The sequence below is a fragment of the Aquabacterium sp. genome (assembly GCF_030652515.1).
In the GTDB taxonomy this organism is placed as follows: Bacteria; Pseudomonadota; Gammaproteobacteria; order Burkholderiales; family Burkholderiaceae_C; genus Aquabacterium.
Map to the genome: position 1 here is coordinate 18,903 of NZ_JAUSAR010000080.1, position 23,875 is coordinate 42,777.

The 23,875-nt window shown below is 62.6% G+C and carries 22 protein-coding genes; 8 read left to right on the plus strand and 14 right to left on the minus strand.

All coding sequences use genetic code 11. From position 1 onward, the window contains the following. Genes glyQ through Q7V20_RS10375 form a run of 3 tightly spaced genes read right to left on the minus strand, consistent with a single transcriptional unit; the run spans position 1 to position 3,467 of the window. Positions 1-957: a glycine--tRNA ligase subunit alpha gene (gene glyQ / locus Q7V20_RS10365; protein ID WP_304790240.1), complete on the minus strand. Its 957-nt coding sequence runs from the start codon at positions 955-957 to the stop codon at positions 1-3. A 54-nt stretch (positions 958-1,011) separates the two neighbouring features. Beyond that, positions 1,012-2,604, minus strand: a complete 1,593-nt coding sequence (gene lnt, locus Q7V20_RS10370; protein WP_304790243.1) for an apolipoprotein N-acyltransferase — start codon at positions 2,602-2,604, stop codon at positions 1,012-1,014. An 8-nt stretch (positions 2,605-2,612) separates the two neighbouring features. Further along, positions 2,613-3,467: an HlyC/CorC family transporter gene (locus Q7V20_RS10375; protein WP_304790357.1), complete on the minus strand. Its 855-nt coding sequence runs from the start codon at positions 3,465-3,467 to the stop codon at positions 2,613-2,615. A 155-nt stretch (positions 3,468-3,622) separates the two neighbouring features. Between Q7V20_RS10375 and Q7V20_RS10380 the strand changes: the two genes are divergently transcribed. The 5 genes from Q7V20_RS10380 (at position 3,623) to hslU (ending at position 9,377) form a co-directional block, all read left to right on the plus strand. Then, the gene (locus Q7V20_RS10380; protein WP_304790246.1) at positions 3,623-4,657 is read left to right on the plus strand and encodes a GTP-binding protein; all 1,035 of its coding nucleotides are present in this window, start codon (positions 3,623-3,625) and stop codon (positions 4,655-4,657) included. A 467-nt stretch (positions 4,658-5,124) separates the two neighbouring features. After that, entirely contained in the window at positions 5,125-5,598 is a 474-nt protein-coding gene (gene dksA / locus Q7V20_RS24350; RefSeq protein ID WP_370652446.1) for an RNA polymerase-binding protein DksA, read from the plus strand. Between the two features lie 48 nt (positions 5,599-5,646). Then, positions 5,647-7,446, plus strand: a complete 1,800-nt coding sequence (locus tag Q7V20_RS10390; protein WP_304790252.1) for an STAS domain-containing protein — start codon at positions 5,647-5,649, stop codon at positions 7,444-7,446. A gap of 46 nt (positions 7,447-7,492) precedes the next feature. Then, positions 7,493-8,041: an ATP-dependent protease subunit HslV gene (gene hslV, locus Q7V20_RS10395; RefSeq protein ID WP_304790255.1), complete on the plus strand. Its 549-nt coding sequence runs from the start codon at positions 7,493-7,495 to the stop codon at positions 8,039-8,041. Between the two features lie 4 nt (positions 8,042-8,045). Next, complete coding sequence (hslU, locus tag Q7V20_RS10400; RefSeq protein WP_304790258.1) at positions 8,046-9,377, plus strand: ATP-dependent protease ATPase subunit HslU; 1,332 nt, start codon at positions 8,046-8,048, stop codon at positions 9,375-9,377. A gap of 1 nt (position 9,378) precedes the next feature. Here hslU and Q7V20_RS10405 read toward each other — a convergent pair whose 3' ends face one another. Next, the gene (locus tag Q7V20_RS10405; RefSeq protein ID WP_304790261.1) at positions 9,379-10,143 is read right to left on the minus strand and encodes a type III pantothenate kinase; all 765 of its coding nucleotides are present in this window, start codon (positions 10,141-10,143) and stop codon (positions 9,379-9,381) included. Positions 10,144-10,353: 210 nt separating this feature from the next. Here Q7V20_RS10405 and Q7V20_RS10410 point away from each other — a divergent pair, with 210 nt between their 5' ends. Both Q7V20_RS10410 and Q7V20_RS10415 read left to right on the plus strand, forming a co-directional pair. Then, positions 10,354-10,932, plus strand: a complete 579-nt coding sequence (locus Q7V20_RS10410) for a chalcone isomerase family protein (protein WP_304790264.1) — start codon at positions 10,354-10,356, stop codon at positions 10,930-10,932. A 105-nt stretch (positions 10,933-11,037) separates the two neighbouring features. Next, positions 11,038-11,880 (plus strand): HDOD domain-containing protein, encoded by an 843-nt coding sequence (locus Q7V20_RS10415; RefSeq protein WP_304790266.1) that lies wholly within the window; start codon positions 11,038-11,040, stop codon positions 11,878-11,880. 12 nt (positions 11,881-11,892) lie between these two features. Here Q7V20_RS10415 and Q7V20_RS10420 read toward each other — a convergent pair whose 3' ends face one another. From Q7V20_RS10420 to Q7V20_RS10435, 4 genes are read right to left on the minus strand one after another with little or no spacing between them, the layout of a single operon-like run. Beyond that, complete coding sequence (locus tag Q7V20_RS10420) at positions 11,893-12,849, minus strand: S49 family peptidase (protein WP_304790268.1); 957 nt, start codon at positions 12,847-12,849, stop codon at positions 11,893-11,895. 15 nt (positions 12,850-12,864) lie between these two features. Next, positions 12,865-13,242 (minus strand): Rieske 2Fe-2S domain-containing protein, encoded by a 378-nt coding sequence (locus Q7V20_RS10425; protein ID WP_304790271.1) that lies wholly within the window; start codon positions 13,240-13,242, stop codon positions 12,865-12,867. After that, positions 13,235-13,912 (minus strand): HAD-IA family hydrolase, encoded by a 678-nt coding sequence (locus tag Q7V20_RS10430; protein WP_304790274.1) that lies wholly within the window; start codon positions 13,910-13,912, stop codon positions 13,235-13,237. The genes Q7V20_RS10425 and Q7V20_RS10430 overlap by 8 nt, the downstream gene beginning before the upstream one ends. A gap of 10 nt (positions 13,913-13,922) precedes the next feature. Next, positions 13,923-14,867, minus strand: coding sequence for an RluA family pseudouridine synthase (locus tag Q7V20_RS10435; RefSeq protein WP_370652447.1), 945 nt, complete (start codon positions 14,865-14,867; stop codon positions 13,923-13,925). 755 nt (positions 14,868-15,622) lie between these two features. Here Q7V20_RS10435 and Q7V20_RS10440 point away from each other — a divergent pair. Then, positions 15,623-18,706 carry an Rne/Rng family ribonuclease gene (locus Q7V20_RS10440; RefSeq protein ID WP_304790280.1) on the plus strand — a complete coding sequence of 1,028 codons (3,084 nt, stop codon included), beginning with the start codon at positions 15,623-15,625 and terminating at the stop codon, positions 18,704-18,706. Between the two features lie 106 nt (positions 18,707-18,812). Here Q7V20_RS10440 and nagZ read toward each other — a convergent pair whose 3' ends face one another. Genes nagZ through rnc form a run of 6 tightly spaced genes read right to left on the minus strand, consistent with a single transcriptional unit; the run spans position 18,813 to position 23,864 of the window. Then, the gene (gene nagZ / locus Q7V20_RS10445) at positions 18,813-19,928 is read right to left on the minus strand and encodes a beta-N-acetylhexosaminidase (RefSeq protein WP_304790282.1); all 1,116 of its coding nucleotides are present in this window, start codon (positions 19,926-19,928) and stop codon (positions 18,813-18,815) included. After that, on the minus strand, positions 19,925-20,329 hold the full coding sequence (gene acpS / locus Q7V20_RS10450) for a holo-ACP synthase (protein ID WP_304790285.1): 405 nt from the start codon (positions 20,327-20,329) through the stop codon (positions 19,925-19,927). The genes nagZ and acpS overlap by 4 nt, the downstream gene beginning before the upstream one ends. Continuing rightward, a complete protein-coding gene (locus Q7V20_RS10455) occupies positions 20,326-21,153 on the minus strand; it encodes a pyridoxine 5'-phosphate synthase (RefSeq protein ID WP_304790288.1) in 828 nt (275 codons plus the stop codon). The genes acpS and Q7V20_RS10455 overlap by 4 nt, the downstream gene beginning before the upstream one ends. Beyond that, positions 21,150-21,938, minus strand: coding sequence for a DNA repair protein RecO (recO, locus tag Q7V20_RS10460; protein ID WP_304790290.1), 789 nt, complete (start codon positions 21,936-21,938; stop codon positions 21,150-21,152). Before recO ends, Q7V20_RS10455 begins: the two co-directional genes overlap by 4 nt. A gap of 3 nt (positions 21,939-21,941) precedes the next feature. Further along, complete coding sequence (gene era / locus Q7V20_RS10465) at positions 21,942-23,024, minus strand: GTPase Era (protein ID WP_370652448.1); 1,083 nt, start codon at positions 23,022-23,024, stop codon at positions 21,942-21,944. Between the two features lie 36 nt (positions 23,025-23,060). Continuing rightward, on the minus strand, positions 23,061-23,864 hold the full coding sequence (rnc, locus tag Q7V20_RS10470) for a ribonuclease III (RefSeq protein ID WP_304790293.1): 804 nt from the start codon (positions 23,862-23,864) through the stop codon (positions 23,061-23,063). Positions 23,865-23,875 lie beyond the last annotated feature (11 nt).

Below are 23,875 nucleotides of genomic sequence, written 5' to 3' on the forward strand. Positions count from 1 at the left end.
TCAGGCGACTTTCTTTTCTAGTTGTGCAAGAACCTCTTGCGCCCAGGCCTTGGGGGCCATCGGGAAGCCCAATCGGGCACGGCTGTCGAGGTAAGCCTGGGCCACACTGCGGGCCAGGTTGCGGATGCGGCCGATGTAGGCCGCGCGCTCGGTCACCGAGATGGCACCACGCGCGTCCAGCAAGTTGAAGCTGTGCGCGGCCTTGAGCACCTGCTCATACGCCGGCAAGGCCAGGTGCTGCTCGATCAGGTACTTGGCTTGCGTTTCGTAGTTGGTGAAAGCGCCCAGCAGGAACTCGACATTGCTGTGCTCGAAGTTGTAGGTGGATTGCTCGACCTCGTTCTGGTGGAACACATCGCCGTACTTCAGCGTGCGCTGAATCTTCTGGCCATCGGCGCCCACTTCTTCCCAACTCGTCCACACCAGGTCATAGACGTTTTCAACGCCTTGCAGGTACATGGCCAAGCGCTCCAGACCATAGGTGATCTCACCCGTCAGCGGCTTGCAATCGATGCCGCCCACTTGCTGGAAGTAGGTGAATTGCGTCACCTCCATGCCATTGAGCCAGACCTCCCAGCCCAGGCCCCAGGCGCCCAGCGTCGGGTTCTCCCAATCGTCTTCCACGAAGCGGACGTCGTTCTTCTTCAGGTCAAAGCCCACGGCCTCCAGCGAGCCCAGGTACAGCTCGAGGATGTTGGACGGCGCTGGCTTGAGGACGACCTGGAACTGGTAGTAATGCTGCAAGCGGTTGGGGTTCTCGCCAAAGCGGCCATCCTTGGGACGGCGGCTGGGCTGCACATAGGCTGCGCGCCACGGCTCTGGGCCCAGCGCGCGCAGAAAGGTGGCGGTGTGGCTGGTACCGGCGCCCACTTCCATGTCATAGGGTTGCAGCAAAGCGCAGCCCTGGGCATCCCAGTAGCTTTGAAGGCGCAAGATCAATTGCTGGAAGGTCAGCATGGCATTTTTTGGGTCGGTGGGGTGGGCATCAAGCAGTGACGCGAATGCCCGATTCTAAAGACTCGCGGACGGACTCCGCGAACGGCGCTTCAAGGCCAGCACAGCCAGGGCCGCCAAAGCCACCACCGGCCACAGGCCGAAACGCCCTGCCCACTCGGCATACGGCGTGTTGCCCATGCGCCCTTGGACCGATGCCACCAGGGCACCACGGGTGTTGGTGGGCAAGGCAGCGGTCACCTTGGCGGTGTGATCAATCACCACGGTGGCCCCGGTGTTCGTGGCCCTGATGGTGGGCAATTGAAACTCCAGCGAGCGCATCCGGGCGATCTGCAAGTGCTGGTAAATCGCCACCGTGTCGCCGAACCAGGCCAGGTTGCTGACGTTGGCAAACACGGTGGGCGCTGGCTGCCCAGGCGTCACGAAACGCTGAGCCAACTCTTCGCCAAACAAATCTTCGTAGCAGATGGTGGGCGCCACCCATTGCCCTTTGACGCCAAAAGATGGCGCGGCGCGAGGCCCTCGGGTGAAGTCGCCCAAGGGCATGTTCATCATCTGAACGAACCAGTGAAAGCCCAAGGGAATGAACTCGCCGAAAGGCACCAGGTGGTGTTTGTTGTAGCGGTAGAAACCGTCGGGCAAGGCTTTGGTGGCCGATGACAAGCCCACCACGGAGTTGGTGTAGCCCCGCTCGAAATCACCCAAGGGCAGACCGATCAAGGCCGCGCGATCCCCCACGTGGAATGCACTCGCCAGTTCAGCCCAATAGCCTTCGGGCATCTGATCCGGCAACAGCGGAATGGCCGTTTCGGGCGCCACCACCAGATCGCCTTTGGCCGCCACCAGTTGTCGGGCATGCCAGACCAATTGGTCAATCAGGTGCGACTGCGCGAACTTCTCGTCTTGAGGGATGTTGCCCTGCAGCAAGGTCACGGACAGAGGTGCGCCATGGGCGCGGGTGAACTCATGCCACGGCCGCCCGCCGATGAAGGACAAACTGCCCACCAGCAGCAGCAAAGCCAACACACTGACCAGCATCGAGCGCCACCTGGGCGCAGACAACACCACCCAGGACAGCATCAGCACCCAGACCGCGCCCATGGCATACACGCCGATCCAGGGCGCCAGAACGGCCAGCGGGGAGTCCACCAGGGCATAGCCGCTGGCGGCCCACGGGAAGCCGGTGAAGATGCAGCCGCGAATCCATTCGGCCAGCCACCACAAAGCCGCCAGCAACACGCCATCTGAAAGCCAGTGGCCTCGCCGCCACCCCACCCAGGCTGCGGCCGCCAAGGCCATGAAGCCAGACAGCGCCGCGCAAAGCACCAGCACGGACAAGCCTGCGAGCCACGCCGGCAAGCCGCCGAACTGGTGCAGGCTCACGAACATCCAGCCCGTGCCACTGACCAGCCAGACCGTGCCGAACAAGGCGCCACATTTGGCTGCCAGGGAAACCGATCCAATGCTGCGAAGAACACCCACAAAGGTCATGACGGCCAGGGACAGCAAAGTGGCGGGCCAGGCCGTGCCCAAGGCGTCAATCCAGGGTGAAAAAGCCCCTGCCAGCAAAGCCCCTGCCAACATGGACAAAAGCAGGGCCTTGCCCACGCGTAAACCGCCCGGAGGAACCCAGGCACCTGAAGCAAGCATCGTCACCTTCAGGACCCGCTCATGTCCAGGGCATCGGGCGCACGCGTGACCTTGAACCAGCGCACCGCGCCGCCCCGCGCCAACATGACCGAAAATCTAAGGCCCCCAACTTCGACGGCCTCGCCCCGACGTGGCACCCGCCCCAATTCGTGGGCCACAAAGCCGCCGATCGTGTCGAAATCATCCACGGGCAGATGGATCCCGAAAGCGGTGTTCACCGCCTCGATGTCGGCATCGCCCGCCACCCGCTGGCTGCCGTCGGCCAAAGTGAAGATGCCGTTGTCGCTTTCGCCAACATCGAACTCGTCTTCAATCTCACCGACGATCTCTTCCAGCACATCCTCGATGGTGATCAGGCCTGCGGTTTTGCCGAATTCGTCGATCACGATGGCCATGTGGCTGCGGTTGGCCCGAAAATCGCGCAGCAACTCGTTCAGCCCCTTGGATTCAGGCACGAACACCGGCGGGCGCAGCAAAGTGCGCAAATTCAGCTCAGGCGCACGCTGAAGCTTGAGCAAATCCTTGGTCATCAACACGCCGATGATGTTTTCGCGGCTGCCTTCGAACACCGGAAAGCGCGAATGCCCGGCATCGATCACCTGGTTCAGCAAATCTTCGTAGGGCGCATTGATGTCGAGCAAATCCATGCGCTTGACGGCCACCATCACATCGCCAGCGCTCATGCCGGCCATGCGTATCACGCCCTCCAGCATCACCCGGGATTCGGGCTCGATCAACTCACGCTGCTCGGCGGTGGCCAGCGATTCAATCAGCTCATCGGTGGAATCCGGACCAGGCGAGATGAATTCAACCAGCCGCTCAAAAAGACTGCGACGGTCTTTTTCACGGTCATGTTGTTGCAGGAAGGCGGTTCTGTCGGCTTTGGTGGGCCGACTCTGGGAAGGTTCGGACACGGGGGGGGTGTCTTGGTGGCGATGTTGCAAGAATACCCGATGAAGATGGCGATTGTGCAACCCCACGGCTTCAAAGCCTTGGCAGCCGGGGCTACACTCGCGGGATGAGCTTGATACCTGTCACCATCCTTACCGGTTTCTTGGGCAGTGGGAAAACCACTTTGCTCAAGCGCATCCTGACCGAAGCACACGGCCAGAAGATTGCCGTCATCGAAAACGAATTCGGTGAAGAAAACATCGACAACGACATCCTGGTGGCCGACACCAAGGAACAGATCATCCAGATGAACAATGGCTGCATCTGTTGCACCATCCGGGAAGATCTGCGCGCCACCCTGACCGACCTGGCCGCCAAGAAGCGCGACGGCAGCCTGAAGTTCGACCGGGTCGTGATCGAGACCACCGGCCTGGCCGATCCCGGCCCCGTGGCGCAGACCTTTTTCATGGACGACGAGATCGCCGAGATCTACCTGCTGGACGCCATCGTCACACTGGTCGATGCCAAGCACGGCCAGACGCAACTGGACCAGCGCCAGGAAGCCCAGCGCCAGGCCGGTTTCGCCGACCAGATCTTCATCAGCAAGACCGACCTGGTCACCACGGCCGAGGCCGACGACCTGGCCCACCGCCTCAAGCACATCAACCCCCGCGCGCCCCAGCAGCGGGTGCATTTCGGCGAAGTGCCACTGGGCAATGTGTTCGATCTGCGCGGCTTCAACCTCAACGCCAAGCTGGAAATCGACCCCAGCTTCCTGACCGACGATGCGCACGACCACGGTCACCATGACCACGATCACGTGCACGACGAGCATTGCAACCACCCGCACCACCACAAGCACGACGACGATGTGAAATCCTTCGTCTACAAATCCACCCGCCCTTTCAACCCCAGCAAGCTGGAAGATTTCCTCGGGTCGATGGTGCAGATTTATGGCCCGCGCATGCTGCGCTATAAAGGCGTCTTGAATGTCGTGGGCATGGACCGCAAGGTCATTTTCCAGGGTGTTCACCAGTTGATGGGCAGCGACGTGGGCCCGAAATGGTCGCCCGGGGAAGACAAAACCAGCAAAATGGTCTTCATCGGCATCGATCTGCCCCAAGACCTGTTCCGCACAGGCCTTGAACAGTGCCTGGCTTGATGGATGATAGGGCCGAGGGATAGTCTGGTGAAGTTGAGCTAGGAGCCTCGCTACAATCCGCGCGCCTTCATTCATGCCCTGATTGCCAAAAGCAGCACAACCAAGGCGATAGAGCCATTAGCTGGCCATGCGTCTCTTAGGAGGATCCTGTGACGAAAGCATCTGACAAGCCCTCGACCAAATCGAGCGCCCCTGCCCCAGCCAAAACGGCCAAGGCGGTCAAGGACACGCCGGTCAAAACCGCTGCCAGCAAGCCCGTCGCCAAGGCCCCTCCTCCTCCCCCTGCTTCGACGACTCCCGCCAAAAAAGAAACTTCCGCCGCCAAGAAAACCAGCATGGTGGCCCCTGCCAAATCGGCGACGCCACCTGCTCCCGCTCAAGCTTCCCCTCAAACGGTCGAAGCTGCCGTATTGGCCAAACCCGTGGCCCCGGCACGCTCACCGTCCAAAATCAGTACCCCAGATCACATGTCTACTACCGCAACCAAGGTTGACAGCAAGCTCGCCAACGCATGGAAAACCAAAACCGGCCGGGAACTCACCGAACCCGAGTTGATGGCCATGCCCGAAGCCGAGTACATGAATGAAAAGCAGTTGGACTTCTTCCGTGGTCGCCTGACCGTGCTGAAGGATGACCTGCTCTCCAACGCCGGTGAAACCACCGAACACCTGCGCGAAGACACCTCCATCGTCCCAGATCCGGCCGACCGCGCCACGATCGAAGAAGAGCACGCCCTGGAACTGCGCACCCGCGACCGCGAACGCAAGCTGCTCAAGAAGATCTCCCAGGCGCTGACCCGCTTGGACTCCGGCGAGTACGGCTACTGTGACGAAACAGGCGAACCCATCGGCTTGGGCCGACTGATCGCCCGCCCCACCGCCACCCTGTCGCTGGAAGCCCAGCAGCGCCGGGAACTCAAGCAAAAAATGTTCGGTGACTGATCTGCTGTTGCGCACCCTCACTTCTATGCCCTATTTCGGCCTGCGATCATGAGCAAGGACTCCGGCGGATTTTTACGCAAGGTGGCCCGCTTCGTCGCCAATCCGACCACGGATTGGACGCAGCTGGATGCCCCGTCTGCCGGCTCCCCTGAGAGCGAATACGCCAAGACCGAAATCAAAGCCATGATCGAGCGCAAGCGCCGCAACGATTTCGTGCGCAAGCGCGAACTCGACATGCTGCGCAAGATCCGCCGGGAAGGCCTGAGCCAGGACAACGCGCTGGCATTGTCTGGCGCTTCCAACCTCGATTCCGAGTCTCGTCCCCACAGCGGCCCTCGTTCGGACATCGCCGTCAAAGCCAAGATTGATGCCATCGAGCAGCAAATGGTGGGCGATCAAAACGCAGCGCGCCAGGCGGCTCAAGCCCCGCCCGTGGCACAACGGCCACCGCCCTTGCCATTGAATGCCGCAGCGGCCTACGCGCCCACCGCTCCCAATGAGCTGAGTGCGCCCGAGAGACTCAAAGCTCGGTCCGAGTTGAGCCCCTTGGAGTTCGATCCGCCCGAGATTTCGCAGGCGGTGTTTGATTCGGCCCGCGCGAACCAACCCCGAATGAGCGGCTCTCCGCCACCGCCCATGCTCAACGATCACCTGTCGCCAGTCGGCTTCAGCGGCGGCTCTGGCGTTGATGTGACTGAGATGGAGCACGATCCCGAGCTGGACGAGGCCGTGATCGCCTTCGCGAACGCCGATTTCGACGAGTGCGAGCGCGCCCTGCTGGCCCTGATCGCCCCTGGCGGAACGCGGCACGACCAATCCGAAACCTGGATGGCGGTCTTCGACCTGTACCGGGCCCTGGATCTGCCTCAAAAGTTTGACCACCTGGCGGTGTCGTTTGCCCACCAGTTCGGGCTGTCCGCACCGCATTGGTATTCCTTGCCCCAGCGGGTGCAGGCCTTCGTGGCCATCAGCGAACAGCAAGCCGCTGCAGCCGCCAAGGAAAACCAGGATGACGCAGAAGGCCCCGCCACCGAACCCGGCGAAGGCGAACCCGCACAGCCCCGCGCCCTGGAGGGCTGGTTGGCACCGGCGGTGATCGACTCCGAGGCCGTGGCGCAACTGCGCTATGAAATCCTGCAACTGCCGCGTCCATGGACCATGGATTGGAGCAATGTCGAGAAAGTGGCGCCTGAAGGTGCCGCCCAGCTGAGCCAGTTGATGAAAGCCTGGGCCAAAGAGCCCGCCGCCATGGCCTGGATCGGTGCTGACCAATTGCTGACCGTGCTGGCCGAGAGTTCACCCTCGGGCGCCAGAGACGCCGACCCTGCCTACTGGATGCTGCGCCTGGATACCTTGCGCCTGTGCAACCGGCCAGATCAGTTCGACGAAGTCGCCATCGAGTATTGCGTGACCTACGAGCTGTCGCCCCCATCCTGGGAGGCCTCGGCCTGTCAGGTGCGCCACATGCGCGATGGCGTCACACCTCACACCATGATGCTGTCACACGTCAGTGACGTGACCACCAGCTTTGTGGAATCCCAGATGCACGACGACATCGAGTTCGTGCAGGTCGCTGCGCTGAACCTGTCGGGTCAGCTGGTTGGCGACATCAGCGAAACGCTGCGCAAGCTGGACAACCAGTTGGGGGCCAGCATCACGCTGGACATCGATTGCGAGCACCTCCTGCGAGTCGATTTCATCGCCGCTGGCGACTTGCTGAACTGGGTGCTCGCGCGCCGTGGTGAAGACCGCGAAGTCACCTTCGTCAAGCCGCATCGGCTTGTGGCGCTGTTCTTCGGCGCCATGGGAATCAACGAGCACGCCAAGGTCAAGCTGCAACTGATCTAATGCCTCAGCCCGATCACCGGGCCCCGGCACTCACTTGAAAAACCCCATGGATTCTTATCACGGCACCACCATTGTCAGCGTGCGCCGTCAAACCCCCAACGGCTGGCAAGTGGCCATCGGGGGTGACGGCCAGGTCACGCTGGGACACATCATCGTCAAATCAACCGCCCGCAAGGTGCGCAAGCTTCACCGCGACCAGGTTCTGGCCGGTTTCGCCGGCGCCACGGCCGACGCCTTTACCCTGTTCGAACGCTTCGAATCGAAGCTGGAGAAGCACCAGGGCCACCTGGCGCGCGCCGCAGTCGAGTTGACCCGCGACTGGCGCACCGACCGCGTCCTGCGCCGCCTGGAAGCCATGCTGGCCGTGGCCGACCTTGAAACCTCGCTGATCATCACGGGCAACGGCGACGTGCTGGAACCCGAGCACGGCATCATCGCGATCGGATCTGGCGGCGCCTATGCGCAGGCCGCCGCCCGCGCCCTGATCGGCCACACCACCCTGGATGCCGCCGACGTGGTCAAGAAGTCGCTCGAGATCGCTGGCGACCTGTGCATCTACACCAACCAGAGCCACACCATTGAAACCCTTGGATGACGCCATGAGTGGCATGACCCCACAAGAGATCGTCAACGAACTCGACCGCCACATCATTGGCCAGCGGGAAGCCAAACGCGCCGTGGCCATTGCCTTGCGCAACCGCTGGCGCCGCCAGCAGGTCGAAGGCAGCATGCGTGGCGAGATCACGCCCAAGAACATCCTCATGATCGGTCCCACCGGCGTGGGCAAGACCGAGATCGCCCGCCGACTGGCCAAGCTGGCCGACGCGCCTTTCATCAAGGTTGAAGCCACCAAATTCACCGAGGTGGGCTACGTCGGCAAGGACGTCGACACCATCATCCGCGACCTGGTGGAATACGCCGTCAAACAAGAGCGCGCTGTGCAGATCCAGACCCAACGCGCGCGCGCCGAGGACGCCGCCGAGGACCGCTTGCTGGACGTGCTGGTGCCGCCACCACGCTCCGAGTTCGGGATCTCGTCGCCACCGCCAGACAACACCGCCCGCCAGGTCATGCGCAAACGCCTGCGTGAAGGCACGTTGGACGACCGTGAAATCGACATCGAACTGGCCGACAGCAAGACGCCTGCCTTAGAAATCATGGGACCAGCGGGCATGGAAGAGATGGCCGAGCAGCTGCGTGGCATGTTCGCCCAGGCTGGCGGCCAGCGCAAGAAGGCGCGCAAGGTAACGGTGGCCGAAGCCCGCGTGCAACTGATCGAGGAAGAAGCCGCCAAGCTGGTCAACGACGACGACATCAAGACCCGGGCGCTGGAGCGGGCCGAGCAGAACGGCATCGTGTTCATCGACGAGATCGACAAGGTGGCCAGCCGCATGGAAGGCCAAGGCGCCGAAGTTTCGCGCCAGGGCGTGCAGCGCGACCTGCTGCCTTTGGTTGAGGGCACCACGGTCAACACCAAGTACGGCATGGTCAAGACCGACCACATCCTGTTCATCGCCTCGGGCGCTTTCCACCTGAGCAAGCCCAGCGACCTGATCCCGGAGCTGCAAGGTCGCTTTCCGATCCGCGTGGAGTTGTCATCCCTGTCGGTCGATGACTTCGAGGCCATCCTCACGCAGCCCAGCGCCAGCTTGATCAAGCAGTACCAGGCCTTGCTGGCCGCCGAGGGCGTCACCCTGGAGTTCACACCCGACAGCATCCGTCGGCTGGCGCAGATTGCCTACGATGTGAACGAGCGGACTGAGAACATCGGTGCACGCCGCTTGGCCACGGTGATGGAACGCTTGCTGGACGAGATCTCGTTCAACGCACCCGGCATGTCAGGACAAACCCAGACCATCGACACCGAACAGGTCGATGCCCGCCTGGGTGAGTTGTCGCGCAACGAAGACCTGTCGCGCTTCATCCTTTGAGTCAGGCTTCAGACGCGAGCGTCAGCAGGCCTTCAAAGATCAGGTTTTCGACCACGTGAACCGGCAACTCGGTCACGTGGGCCAACCGAGACACCGCCCCGCCCGACATGACCAGCAAGGGCTCGCGGCCCGTGTGCAGGTGCAGCCTGCGCAAGCTGCGCTCAATGGCCCCGGCGATGGCATCGGTGCCGCCGCTCATCAGCGCATCGCTGGTGTTGGTGGGAAAGTCCTGCACCTCGCCCGTGGGTACCTTCAGGCCGGCGGTGCCGCTTTCCAAAGCGCGGTACATCAGCCCGAATCCCGGCATGATCAAGCCGCCCAGAAACCGCCCCTGCACGTCCACCGCGTCCACGGTGACCGCCGTACCCACCATCACGGCCAGCACGGGCGGTGGCGCATCGGCCGACACCTGCAGGGCACGCTGGCGGGCCCCGATGATGGCTGCCCAACGATCAGCCCCCAGGCGCGCTGGATGCTCGTAGCCATTGACCACGCCCGATGCCCGCGCCGACGACACCACCCAACGGGGCTTGACGCCCCAGTTGGTCAGTTGCTCCTCGACACGCCGCTTGATGGCATCACCCGCCACCACACAACCCAACATGGCATCCGGGGCTGCCAAGGCTTGCCACTCTTGCGTCCACAGGTGATCAATGTCTTCCAGGACCACGGCCCCGTGCGCCAACAATTCGGCACCAGGAACGCCCTGCGAATACAAACCCCACTTGAGCCGGGTGTTGCCAATATCGATGACTAAAAACGACATGCATCTATCTCGCGAACAAAGCACCCGAACGATAAGGTGAAACCCGATTTTGCCTGCAAGACCACGCCCGTGTCGTTGTGGCAATGCAGCACTGCTTCAAAGGCATCGGCGACGCGGTTTTTTGACAAGGCATAGTATTGACCCCGCGCCACATCACGGGAATGAAGGATTGGGCACGCCAACTGCCATGCTCAAAGAATGGAAAACACAATGACATCAATTGCACGAGCCTTGCTCCTCTCGATCGCCATGGCGGCACTGCCCGCCCTGGCCGCCACAGAGGTCAGAGGCGTCAAGTTCACCGACACCCTCCAGGCGGCCCAGCAATCGTTGAAGCTCAACGGCGCAGGCGTGCGGGTCAAAATCATCCTCGACCTCTATGCCGCGGGCCTGTACGTGGCCAAAACAGACCCCAATGCCACGGCGGTGATTGGCCAACCCGGGGCCAAGGTCATGAAGATCGTGCTGCTGCGGGATTTGACAGGCGAGGACTTCGCCGATGCCACGGTCAAGGGTTTCAAGGCCAACAACAGCGAGGCGGATGTGGCCAAGTTCCAGGGCAAGCTGGAAGAAATCAAGGCCTTGATGCTGGATTTTGGCCCCGTCAAGAAAGGCACGGTCATCCAGATCGACTTTGTGCCTGGCGAAGGCACCCACGTGCTGCTGGACGGCAAAAGACGAGGCCCTGAAGTCACCGGCGATGACTTTCAGCAAGCGGTGCTGCGCATCTGGCTGGGCCCCAAACCGGTGGATTCCGACCTGAAGCAATCGCTACTGGGCGGCAAATAAGGCACAAAACAACCGACTGTGATCAATGTCATGGTCGAAACGACTTGAAACAATTTGGTTTATTGCCGATAAGGTGACCATCTGCATTGATTTTGCAGGCCCCTCATGATCGATCAAGCATTGCCCACCCTGAAGGACTGGATCACGGTTTTCACCCGTGCCGAGATCCCCGTGTTGCCCGCCTCCGTCGCCGAGCTGGCCGAGTTGCGGGCCATGGAGGAGGCCAAGGGCAATGTCGATGCGCACATGCTGTCGCAGAACCTGGGCGGCGATCCCCTGATGACGCTGAAGGTGTTGATGCAGGTCTCGCAAGACTGCCATCGTCGGCACATCAGTTCGCCCGAAACGCTCACGGCCGCCATCCTGATGCAGGGCATCGGCCCATTTTTCAGCACCAACGCGAACGTGGTTTCGGTGATCGATTGGCTGGCAGACCACCCCGATGCCTTGAGTGGCTTGCTCAAGGTCATCAAGCGGGCTCGCAGGGCCGCCCACCTGGCCGTGACATTCGCCAGCCACCGCCAAGACGAAGACGCCGACATGATCCAGGAAGCCGCGCTGCTGCACGACTTTGCCGAGATGCTGCTGTGGTGCCATGCCCCAACCCTGGCATTGACCATCGCACAGAGACAGAAAGCGGATCACACCCTTCGTTCAGCCGATGTCCAGAAAGAAGTGTTGGGCATTGAATTGACCGACCTGGCGCACGCTTTGATGGAGGCTTGGCAACTGCCGGAGCTGCTGATCAAGAACACCGATGACCGCAACGCCGAGCACCCCAGGGTGAAAACCGTGTTGCTGGCCGTTCGCATTGCCCGCCACACCCAGTATGGCTGGGAAGACCCTCACGCCCAGGCTGCCCTGCCCGATGACATCGCCGACGTCGCCAAATTGTTGACGCTGTCCGACGAATCCGCCAAGCGCAAAATCATGGAAATCGACAACTGACTGGCAAACCAATCAGCGGATCGACACTGAACTGCGCATGGCGTGCACCACACCACTGCCAAAAGCCGCGCCAAAGCGCTTGGCCAGACGCTCGGCCAGATTTTCCTTGAGCGTGTAATCGATGATGTCTTCGGCCTTGATGACATCGCGCGCCAGGATATCAAGGCTGCCCACGTGATCGGCCAAGCCCAGCTTCACGGCCTCCTGGCCGTTCCAGAACAGGCCTGAAAAAGTCTCCGGGGTTTCTTGCAGGCGTTTGCCACGGCCCTGGCGCACCACGGCGATGAACTGCTGGTGGATCTGGTCCAACATGGCTTGGGCAAAAACCTCGTGCTGCGGATTGCGTGGCGAGTAGGGGTCCAGCATGCCCTTGTTGGCACCGGCTGTGAGCAGGCGGCGCTCCACGCCAGCCTTGTCCATGATGCCCACAAAACCAAACCCGTCCATCAGCACGCCGATCGAGCCCACCATCGAGGCCTTGTCCACGTAGATTTCATCGGCGCCCACGGCGATGTAGTACGCCGCCGAGGCGCACATTTCCTCGCACACGGCATAGACCTTCTTCTTGTGCAAGACCTTCAGGCGGCGGATTTCGTCGTTGACCAAGCCAGCCTGGACCGGGCTGCCACCCGGCGAATTCAGGCGAATGACCACGGCCTGGGCACCCGCATCTTCAAAAGCGCTTCGCAAGGCGGTGGTCAGGTTGTCGGCATTGGCATCGGTGTCGCCACCAATTTCGCCACGCACTTCGACCAGGGCGGTGTGGGGGGCGGATGGGGCCGTCGATGTCGGCATGTTCTGCATCGCCGCCCAGATCATGCTGCCTGCGATCAGGATCCAGATGATGCGCCAAAGCCAGCGCCAACGACGCTCACGGCGTTGCTGCAGCAAATAGGCCCTGGCGAACTCTTCCAACATGCTGTGCTGGGCTGCAGCGATGGGGGAAGAAGACGGATCGACTGCGCTCATGAACAAGACACTCTCTTAGAAAATAGGCTGGATGCGGTCGCTAGGATACCAATACACCTGTTTGTCGCGCTCTTCGACGGTCATCTTGACCAGGCGCTTGCCCACGCAGGGGCCGCCCACGCACTGGCCATTCGGCGGGTCGTACAGCGCGCCATGGACCGAACAGATGATGAAGCGCTTGTCCTGGTCCCAGAACTGGCCGGGCTGCCAGTCCATCTGGGTGGGCACGTGGGCGCACTGGTTCAGGTAGGCCACCACCTCGTTGTCGTAGCGCACGGCAAAGGCCGACACACTCTGCCCCCACTCCAGCACATCGAAAACCACGGCCTCGCCGCACTCTTCCAGAGCGGACGACTCACACAGGAACTGGGGCTCTTTGTTCAATTCAGGCATGTTGCAACAACCACTGCTTTAGTTCGGCCACGGAGTGGGCCACGTGACGGGTGGGGTAATCCGCGAAAGCGGTGGGTTCGTGCGCCCCGTAGCTCACCGCCAACGAATGGGCGCCCGCATTGACCGCCAGTTGCAGATCGTGCGTGGTGTCGCCGATCATCAAGGTGCGCTCAGGGCTGATACTGAACTCGGCCATCAACTCCTGCAGCATCAGTGGATGCGGCTTGGACTGGGTTTCATCGGCGGTGCGGGTGGCGTCGAACACGCCGCGCAAGGCGACGTGCTCCAGGGCTTCGTTCAGACCCGAGCGAGTTTTGCCCGTGGCCACGGCCAGCCAGTGGTGCCGCGACTTGAGTTCGGCCAGCAATTCCAGCGAGCCGTCAAACAGACTGAGTTCGTGCTGGCGCTGGAAATAGTGATGGCGGTAGCGCAGGCCCAGCTCGGGCACACGCTCCTTGGGCAAAGTGGGCGCCACATGCGCCAGGGCATCGTGCAAACCCAGGCCGATCACATAAGACGCCGCGGTGCGCGACGGAATCGGCAACGCCAGGTCAGCGCACGCTGCCTGGATGCACCGCACGATCAGCGCGGTCGAATCGTAAAGCGTGCCGTCCCAATCAAAAACTATCAGGTCGAACTGGCGGGGACGTGATGAAGAGGGTGAATTCATGGTCGGCACTTTACTTGGGCACTGATGCCAGCGCGGTCAACAGTGACTCGCAGTCGGTCGGCAAGGAGGCTTGGAACGTCATGTCTTCACCGGTGACTGGATGGGGCAGGCGCAAATACCGGGCATGCAGGAACATGCGTTCGAAACGCACACCGGCCACCGCCCCACCCCGGGCCATGGCTTTGTTCAAGGTGAAATCACCGTACTTGTCGTCGCCCACGATGGGGTGGCCTTCGCTGAGCAAATGGACGCGGATCTGGTGCGTGCGACCCGTTTTGATCGTGACGTCCAGCAGGCTGAAGTCAGCGTAATGCTTCATCACCTTGACCAATGAAATAGAGCGGCGGCCGTCGTCGTTGTCATCCGCCACGGCCTTGACGCGGCGCTCGCCATCCGCCGTCAGGAATTTGTGCAGCGCCACATCGATGACCTTTTTGTGGTCGGGCCAGGTGCCGATCACCAGGGCCGCGTAGGTTTTTTGCACCTTGCGCTCGCGGAAATGCTCTTGCAGTGTGGTCAAAGCGCTGCGTTTTTTGGCCACCAGTAATATGCCGGAGGTTTCTTTATCCAACCGATGGACCAATTCCAGAAACTTGGCTTGAGGACGCGCGCGGCGCAATTGTTCGATGACGCCGAAACTCACGCCACTGCCCCCATGCACTGCCACACCGGCGGGTTTGTTGATGGCCAGCACGTGCTCGTCTTCAAACAATATGGGGAATTCCTTGGCCGGCACCGTGCTTTCGGATTCAGCGGGTTTGTCTGACAAACGCAAGGGGGGCACGCGCACCTCGTCCCCCAGAGCCAGGCGAGTGTCGGCCGAGGCGCGCCCCTTGTTCACGCGCACCTCACCGCTGCGGATGATTCTGTAAACCAGGGTTTTAGGCGCGCCTTTGAGCACCTTGATCAGGTAATTGTCCAGACGCTGGCCTGCACCGCCTTCATCGATGGTCAAGCGCTGTACCGCAGCGGGGGTCGAAGTGCTTGAATTCACTGGCTTTTTTGGACTGTGAGATGCGGATTTCGCACCTATAATGGGCTGAGCCACGTGATGAAGTGTTGTGATTGTTAAATTGCAGTCGCAATCTTTGGCGAAGCCAAGCGAGAGTTTACCTTTTGAGACCGCTTTGCATCGCCCAGACGTGGCCCGGCGGGGAGTCCCGCCAAATTGATGGTGATGCATCACGTGCTGCGTTCCGGAGAAAACCACCCAAGGTGTGGTCTTGCCAGGTCGCCGCGTGTGTCAGAGCCAATGTCGAACGAACCACGACTCAAGGTTTTTTGGCGCCAGAGATTCATTTCGCTGGTGTCCGCGTCGAGTGACCGCACTAATGTCCCGGCCTATCCTGCACGTTTCCATTGCCGCCCCACACCTCACCATGCCCCGCACAACGGGTTGTGGCGCTGAGGTGTGCGCGAGCCACTGGACAATACGGCCCGATTCGCCCTCCCCCTGCCCGATGCCCTGGTTTGACGAGGACTTGCTGTACAGCGGTCCCGACAATCCGTGGTGGTCGCCAGGGGCCTGTGCCACGTCACCCGCGCATGCGCCCCTGCTGCACTGACCCTCTCGGTCACCAGCCACGGCAATTCCTTCTCGGTTCTTTCTGCGTTGACTCGTGCATGAAGGTTGCCACTGACTCCGGTCGGTGGTGAATCGAGGTCTGCCTGGTGCCATCCAGGGCCGGCCTCGCATGGACTGGAGTTCACATGAAACGCATGCTGATCAATGCCACGCAGCCTGAAGAGCGCCGCCTGGCCATCGTCGACGGACAAAAGCTCCTCGACTTCGAGACCGAAATCGAGGGCCGCGAACAGCGCAAGGGCAACATTTACAAAGCCGTTGTGACCCGCGTCGAGCCTTCGCTCGAGGCCTGCTTCGTCGACTACGGCGAAGAGCGCCACGGTTTCCTGCCCTTCAAGGAAATCTCGCGCCAATATTTCCGCGAGGGCGTTGACGTCCGCTCGGCCCGCATTCAAGACGCGATCAAGGAGGGGCAGGAACTGCTCGTCCAGGTCGAAAAAGAAGAGCGCGGCAACAAGGGCGCGGCCCTGACCACCTTCGTGTCGCTGGCCGGCCGATACTTGGTCCTCATGCCCAACAACCCGCGTGGTGGTGGCGTCAGCCGCCGCATCGAGGGCGATGACCGCGAAGAGCTCAAAGAAGCCATGGATCAGCTCGAATACCCCAAGGGTATGAGCCTGATCGCCCGCACCGCTGGCATCGGCCGCACCGCCGCCGAGCTGCAGTGGGACCTGAACTACATGCTCAAGCTGTGGACGGCCATTGACGAGGCCTCCGGCACAGGCAAAGGCGCCTTCCTGATCTATCAGGAATCGTCCTTGGTGATTCGCGCCATCCGCGATTACTTCACCTCCGACATCGGCGAAATCCTGATCGACACGGACGACATCTACGAGCAGGCCAAGCAGTTCATGCTGCACGTCATGCCCGACACGGCCAACCGCGTGAAGCGCTACCGTGACGATGCCCCGCTGTTCTCGCGTTTCCAGATCGAACACCAGATCGAAACGGCCTTCAGCCGCACGGTGAACCTGCCTTCCGGCGGCGCCATCGTGATCGACCACACCGAAGCCCTGGTCTCGGTGGACGTGAACTCGGCGCGCGCCACCCGTGGCAGCGACATCGAGGAAACCGCCACCCGCACCAACCTGGAAGCGGCCGACGAAATCGCCCGCCAGATGCGCTTGCGCGACCTGGGCGGCCTGATCGTGGTCGACTTCATCGACATGGAAGAGTCGAAGAACCGCCGCGAGGTCGAGACCCGACTGCGCGATGCCCTGCGCTTCGACCGTGCCCGTGTGCAATTGGCCGCCATCAGCAAGTTCGGCCTGCTGGAAATGTCGCGCCAACGCCTGCGCCCCGCGCTGAGCGAAGGTTCGCACATCACTTGCCCACGTTGCAACGGCACGGGCCACATCCGCGACACCGAATCGTCGGCGCTGCAGATCCTGCGCATCATTCAAGAAGAATCGATGAAGGACGGCACGTCCGCCGTGCACGTGCAAGTGCCGGTCGAAGTGACCTCGTTCCTGCTGAACGAAAAGCGCACCGAGATCACCAAGATCGAGCTGAAGCAACGCGTGACCGTGCTGTTGATCCCAAACAAGCACATCGAAACGCCCAACTACAAGCTCGAGCGCCTGCGCCACGACGACCCGCGCCTGGAAAACATCCAGACCAGCTACTCGATGATCGAGGAACCCGAGGAAGACGTCGGCATCACGCGCCGTGAAAAGAGCAAGCCCAAGCAAGAGCCGATCATCAAGGGCGTGTTGCCCGATCAGCCTGCGCCCACGGCCGTGCCCAAGCACGAACCTGCGCTGGAATCGGCGGCCACGCCCGTCGCCGCCGTGCCCAAGCCCGTGGCAGTGCCGCCTGCACCATCGACCGGCGGCTTCTTTGGCTGGATCAAGAGCCTGTTCTCCAGCACGCCAGCATTCACGCCTGCGCCTGAAGTCAAGCCCGTGCAAGAAGCCCCGAAGGACACCGCCAAGGACGATGGCAAGGGCGGCCGAGGCGGCAAGGGCCGTGGCCGTCGTGACGGTCAAGGCCGTGGCGGCGAACGCAGCGCCAACGGCAATGGCGAACGCGCCGAGCGTGGCGGTGAGCGTGGTGGCCGTGGCGAGCGTGGTGAACGCGCCGACCGTGGTGGCGAACGCACCGAGCGCCCTGCTGCCGCTGAAGGCCGTGAGCCCCGTGAAGGCGGCCGTGGTGGCCGTGGCCGTGGCCCGCGCGAAGACCGCGCTGCCGCGACCGAGATCACCAACGAGCTGAACGCCCGTGGCGAAGCCGCGCCGCGTCAAACCGATGAAGCCCGCCCCGAAGGTGGCCGTGGACGCGGTGGACGTGGCCGTGGTGATCGCCAGGAACGCGCGCCCCGTGACAACGTCGCGGTGGATGTGCCCGAGAACGCCTTTGTCGACACCATCCCCGTGGGCCCCGACGCGCCAGCTGAAGGCACGGCAGAACGCGATGGCGCACGCCGCCGTCGCCGTGGTGGACGTGGTCGTGGCGAGCGTGACGATGCGGCCCTGAACACCGAAGGTCAAACGACTGAGCAACCGTCGGCTGAACCTGGTGACACGACACCTCGCCAGCAAGAAGAAGCTGTTCGCACTGAAGGCGCCGACGACTTCACTGAAGGCGAGCGCCCTGAAGGTGAAGGCGAGAACGCCGATGGCCGCCGCCGTGGCCGTGGACGCGACCGCAATCGCCGTGGTGACCGCCGTGACCGCCCTGTGGGCACGGACGATACCCAAGCGGCCATTGAGCCGGCACCACAACCTGGTTTGAACTTGACATTGCCGTCACCCTCAGCCGATGTGGGCCCGTTCAGCCTGGCGCCCAGCAGCGTTTCGGCAGCCCCCGCTGCTGAGGCGTCGTTTGAGCCGGTGGAAGAAACGCCGCCTGTGGCTTTGGCCGTCGCCCCCGTGGAAGCCATCCATGTGCCAGCCCCTGTGGCAGCAGCCCCCGTGGCCGCTGCTGAACCAGTGGCCGTCGCAGCACCGGCAGCCCCTCAGGCCGAAGCCTTTGTCTTGCCCCTGAACGACCTCAATGCGATTGCGCAAAACGCAGGCCTGCAGTGGGTGAACTCGGACTCGGACAAGGTCAACGCCATCCGCGAAGCGATTGCCCGTGAACCCAAGCCGGCCCATGTGCCGCGCGAGCGTCCGCCCGTGGTGATCGCTGACGAAGGCCCTTTGGTGTTGGTCGAGACCCGCAAGGACCTCAACCAGATCAAGCTGCCTTTCGAGTCGACCGCCAACTGATCTGATCGACGCCCAATGAAAAGCGCCATCCCCGGCATGGGGATGGCGCTTTTTTCATGGTCCGCCCACTTTGCAGCGGGCGATCATCTCGGTCAGGGCAGGCGCATCAAGCGGGCAAGCGGGCCAGGGCCTGGTGGTAGGGCGCGTGGTGCATCAGCTCATCCCAGGTGAGTGGCGCCGTTTGCGGCAGCAGGTCCAGCCGACGCGCCTCGCTGTCGGCGCTGGGCTCCCACAGGCCGCGCGCATGCGCGATCTGCAGGCCATCCAGTAAATCATCCACCGCCCTGCCGCCTTTCAAGGATTGGTTGCACAGCAGCACCAGGTCACAACCGGCGTTCAAAGCCGCCACGGCGCCTTGCGTATGGTCGCCCGCCACGCTGGCGCCTTCCATGCTCAGGTCATCGCTGAAGATGGCCCCGGTGAAACCCATCTTCTCGCGCAGGATATCCTGCAGCCAGCGTTGTGAAAAACCGGCAGGCATGTCATCCACCTTCGGATAGATGACGTGGGCAGGCATCACGCTGGTCAGCGAGGTGCTCATCCATTCATAAGGCTTGGCATCGTCGCTCAGGATCGCTTTGAGGCTGCGGCGGTCAATGGGCACGTCCACGTGCGAATCGGCCTTGACGAAGCCGTGGCCGGGAAAATGCTTGCCGCAGTTGGCCATGCCAGCCAGCAAAAGGCCATGCATCACGCTCTTGGCCAGCAGGGTCACCACGCGAGGGTCGCGGTGAAAGGCCCGGTCGCCGATCACGCTGCTTTCGCCGAAATCCAGGTCCAGCACCGGCGTGAAGGTCAGGTCAACGCCGCAGGCGCGCAACTCGCTGGCCAGCACGTAGCCGCACGCGGTGGCGGCATCGCTGGCGGCCATGGCGCCGCTGCCCTCGCCTGCCTTGCCATCCTTCATCCACATCTCACCCAGGCGCCGCATGGGCGGTACGTGCGTGAAACCGTCGGTCTTGAAGCGCTGCACGCGTCCGCCTTCGTGGTCCACGCAGATCAGTACATCAGGGCGCAATTCCTTGATCTCGGCGCACAGGGCCGTGAGCTGGACGCGACTCGCCCAGTTGCGGGCAAACAGGATCAGCCCGCCCGTGAGCGGGTGCTGCAGACGGCGCCGGTCATCGGCATTGAGGCTCAAGCCTTCGATGTCCAGCACCACAGGTGCGTGGACGATGTCGGAATCGGCATTGGCCTGGACGGAATGGGGCGATGAGCTCATGGTTGGTCGGTTTGGGTTTCGATGACGACGAAGGCCAAGGCATGGTCCACCTCATCGGTGACCGTGACATGGGCCTGCCATTTCTTTTGGGCGAACCAGTCGGCCAGTTCGCCATTCAACACGATGCGCGGGCGACCGCTGGCTTCGTTCAGGATCTCGCAGGAGCGCCAGGTCATGGGCCAATGAATGCCCAGCCCGATGGCCTTGGAAAAAGCCTCTTTGGCGGCAAAGCGCGTGGCCAGGTAACGCAGGCCACGGATGGCCACGCGCGCCTGGCGTTGGCGGTAGACCAGCAACTCTTGCGGGCCCAGCACCTTCTCGGCAAAGCGCTCGCCGCGCCGTTGCAAAGCCTCCTGGATGCGACGGATGTCGCACAGGTCGGTACCGATGCCCACAATCATGCGGACACCGCCCGGCGCGCACGCACGATCTCGGCCTTGAAGTCGGCGATGGCCTGTTTCAGGCCGACGAAGACCGCGTGGCCGATCAAGGCATGGCCAATGTGCAGCTCCGTGATCTCGGGCAAAACGGCGACCAGGGCGGTGCTACTGGACGTGGGCGGCGCCACACCGGGCGTGGCCGACCAGCTTTCATTCAAGGCCAATCCATGGCCGGCGTGCGTGCGCAGGCCCAGGCTTTGCGCCAGCTTCAATCCCGCCTGAAGACGCTGTAGTTCGGCCTGCACGCCGGTGGCGTCACCCGCCCACCAGGCGTTGGCCAAGGCACCCGTGTGAAGCTCCACACAAGGCGCACCGGCTTGCGCCACGGCTTCAATCTGGGCCGGATCGGCGCCGATGAACAGCGACACGCGCGAACCCACGGCGGCCAGGCGCGTGCAAGCATCACGCACGCGGGACAACTGCCCCACGACATCCAGCCCGCCTTCGGTGGTGATCTCCTGGCGCCGCTCGGGCACCAGGCACACATGCTCGGGGCGCGTGCGCTCGATGATGTCCAGCATCTCGTCGGTCACGGCCGCTTCGAAGTTCAAAGGTGCCGCGATGCTGGCCTTCAGTCGCACCACGTCGTCGTCGCGGATGTGGCGGCGGTCTTCGCGCAGGTGGAAGGTGATGATGTCGGCACCGGCTTCGGCGGCCAGGATCGCGGCGGCCACGGGGTCGGGGAAACGGCCGCCACGGGCATTGCGCACGGTGGCGACATGGTCGATGTTCACGCCCAGCAAAGGCGCGTCGTGCGTGGTCAGGTGCGTGGCAGAAAAGGTCATGCCTGTTGAAGCTCCATCATGAGCTGGCGGGTGCGCAGCGTGTGGGATCCGAGATGATAGTGAAGCAAGGCGCGCAACACCGTTTTGAGTTCGCTCAAGGCGGGGATGCAAGCCGCCATCAGGGGCGGCATGGCCGGGACCAGTATCGTACGCCCACCCCCGCCTTCGGTTGACAAGGCGGCTTCCAGTTGGTGCAACACCGCACCGTCCAAGGCCGCGGCATCATCAGGCTGGCGGGCGCGCGAGACGCCCAGTTCCGGATGCAACTCATAGCGCTGGCCCGGCGCCACTGACTGGCCATCAACGGTCACTTGCGACAAGTCCGGCAGGTGCCCCAACTGGCGCAACAACACCATCTCGAAGCCCCGCAAAGCGGCCTGCAGCAAGCTGGGGTCGGCCAAGGCGGACAAGGTCTGGGCATACGCATCAAACAAACCAGGGTGCGGGTCGTGACGGGCCAGCAGGCGCATCAGCAATTCGTTCAGGTAGAAGCCGGGCAACAAGGCCGCCCCACCCGGCCACGCCGGACCGCCGGCCCATTCGGCCTGGCGCAGCAACCAGACCTCGGCCTCCTCGGAGCGCTTCACGCCGAAACCGACGTGCAGGCGCTGAAAAGGCATCAGCACGGGACGCAATTGGGAGTAAGGGCGCTTGGCGCCTTTGGCCACGGCCACCACGCGGCCATGGTCGCGGGTGAACAAGTCCAGGATCAGGCTGGACTCGCTCCAGTCATGGCTGTGCAGCACGAAGGCTGCACTGGAGGGTCGGGATGCCGCACGGGCCACGCTTTATTCGTAGCCGTAAGTGCGCAGGCGGGCGTCGTCATCGGCCCAGCCGGAACGCACCTTGACCCAGATCTCCAGGAAGACCTTGCGGCCCCACAGGTGTTCCAGCTCGGTGCGCGCCTCCATGCCGATGCGCTTGAGGCGCTCGCCTTTGTCGCCAATGACAATGCCCTTGTGGGTATCGCGCTCGACCACGATGGTGGCGGCGATCTTGATGATGCCGGTGGCGCGCGGGTGATTGGCCAGCGGCGGCTCGTCGGTGTAGGTGTCGATCACCACGGTCGAGGTGTAAGGCAGCTCGTCACCAGTCAGGCGGAAAAGCTTTTCGCGCACGATCTCGCTGGCCAGGAAACGGTCGGTGCGGTCGGTCAGGGCATCCTGGTCATACCACCAGCCCTGTTGTGGCAGGTAGGGCCGCACGATCTCCAGCAGCCGGCGAACATCGTCCGGGCTTTGGGCAGACAGCGGCACAAACTCAGCGAAGGGGTGGCGCTCCTGCATGGTTTGCAGCCAGGGCAAGACATCAGCACGGCGGTGCACCAGGTCCAGCTTGTTGGCCACCAGGAAAACGGGCTTGTCCTTGGGGCACAAGGCCAGCACCTTGGCATCGTCCAGGCCAAAACGCCCGGCTTCGACCAGGAACAGCACCACATCCACATCGGCCAGCGTGGCCTGCACGGTTTTGTTCAGGTTGCGGTTGAGCGCGGCCGTGCCCTTGACCGTGTGCCGGGTTTGAAAGCCGGGCGTGTCCACGAACACGAACTGGGTCGTGTCGTCGGTGTGGATGCCGGTGATGCGGTGGCGGGTGGTCTGCGCCTTGCGCGAGGTGATCGACACCTTCTGGCCGACCAGGGCGTTGAGCAAGGTCGATTTGCCCACATTGGGGCGCCCGATGATGGCGATCAGGCCGCAGCGTTGGTGACTCACATCCACACCCGCCTTGGCGCCGCCCGTTTTGGCCATGGCCAGCCCAGCCAGCATGTCATCCAGTGACGGGTTCAACGCATCAACCACCGGTTGTGTCGTTGGGGCCTGGGCAGGAGCCTCGGGCGAAGTGTCATCTGGTGACGAAGGTGTGTCGGACATGGTGTGAGTCAAAGATCGCAAAAGAAAAATCAAAAATCAAGAACGTTTGGCAGCAACGGTGCGCTTCTTCGATGGCGCTTTGGAAAGCGCGACGCCCGCGCCTGGCTGGCCAAGCACAGTGGACGAGGGTGAAGGCAGTTGCTGCACCTGGAGCAAGGCCAGTTGAGCCGCCACCTGTTCGGCAGCGCGCTTGGACAGCCCCTCGCCCAGCACCGAAATCCCAAAATCTGGCAAATCGCAAGCCACCACGAACACCTGCTCATGCGCCTTGCCCCGTGTGGCATCCACGCGGTAGACAGGCACGGCCATCTTGCGACCTTGAAGCCATTCCTGCAAGGCCGTTTTGGCGTCCTTGCTCCAGACTTCCAGGGTGGTTTCGGCCATCACGGGCTCGAACAGCCGCAGGACCAGCGTGGACGCGGTCTCGAAACCAGCGTCCAGGTAGACCGCACCGATGACGGCTTCCAGGGCATCCGCCAGGATGGAGGGCCGCTGAGCACCACCGCCACGAGACTCACCCTCGCTCATTTTCATGACCGCCGGCAGATCCAGGTGCACGGCCAGTTTGTGGAGCATGTCCTGGCGAACCAGGTGCGCGCGCACACGAGTCAGGTCGCCTTCGTCGCTGCGGTCAAACCGCGCGTACAGCATGCTGGACACCGCCAGGTTCAGGACGGCATCGCCCAGGAACTCGAGGCGTTCGTAGTGATCTTGCCCAAAGCTTTTGTGGGTCAGGGCCCGCGCCAACAGGGCCGGATCCTTGAAGTCATGGCCCAGCCGCTGCTGCAAGGCCCTCAGCGGCGTGGAAGCCGCTGCGGTCACCGTCGTGGATCGGGGCATCAAAATCCCAC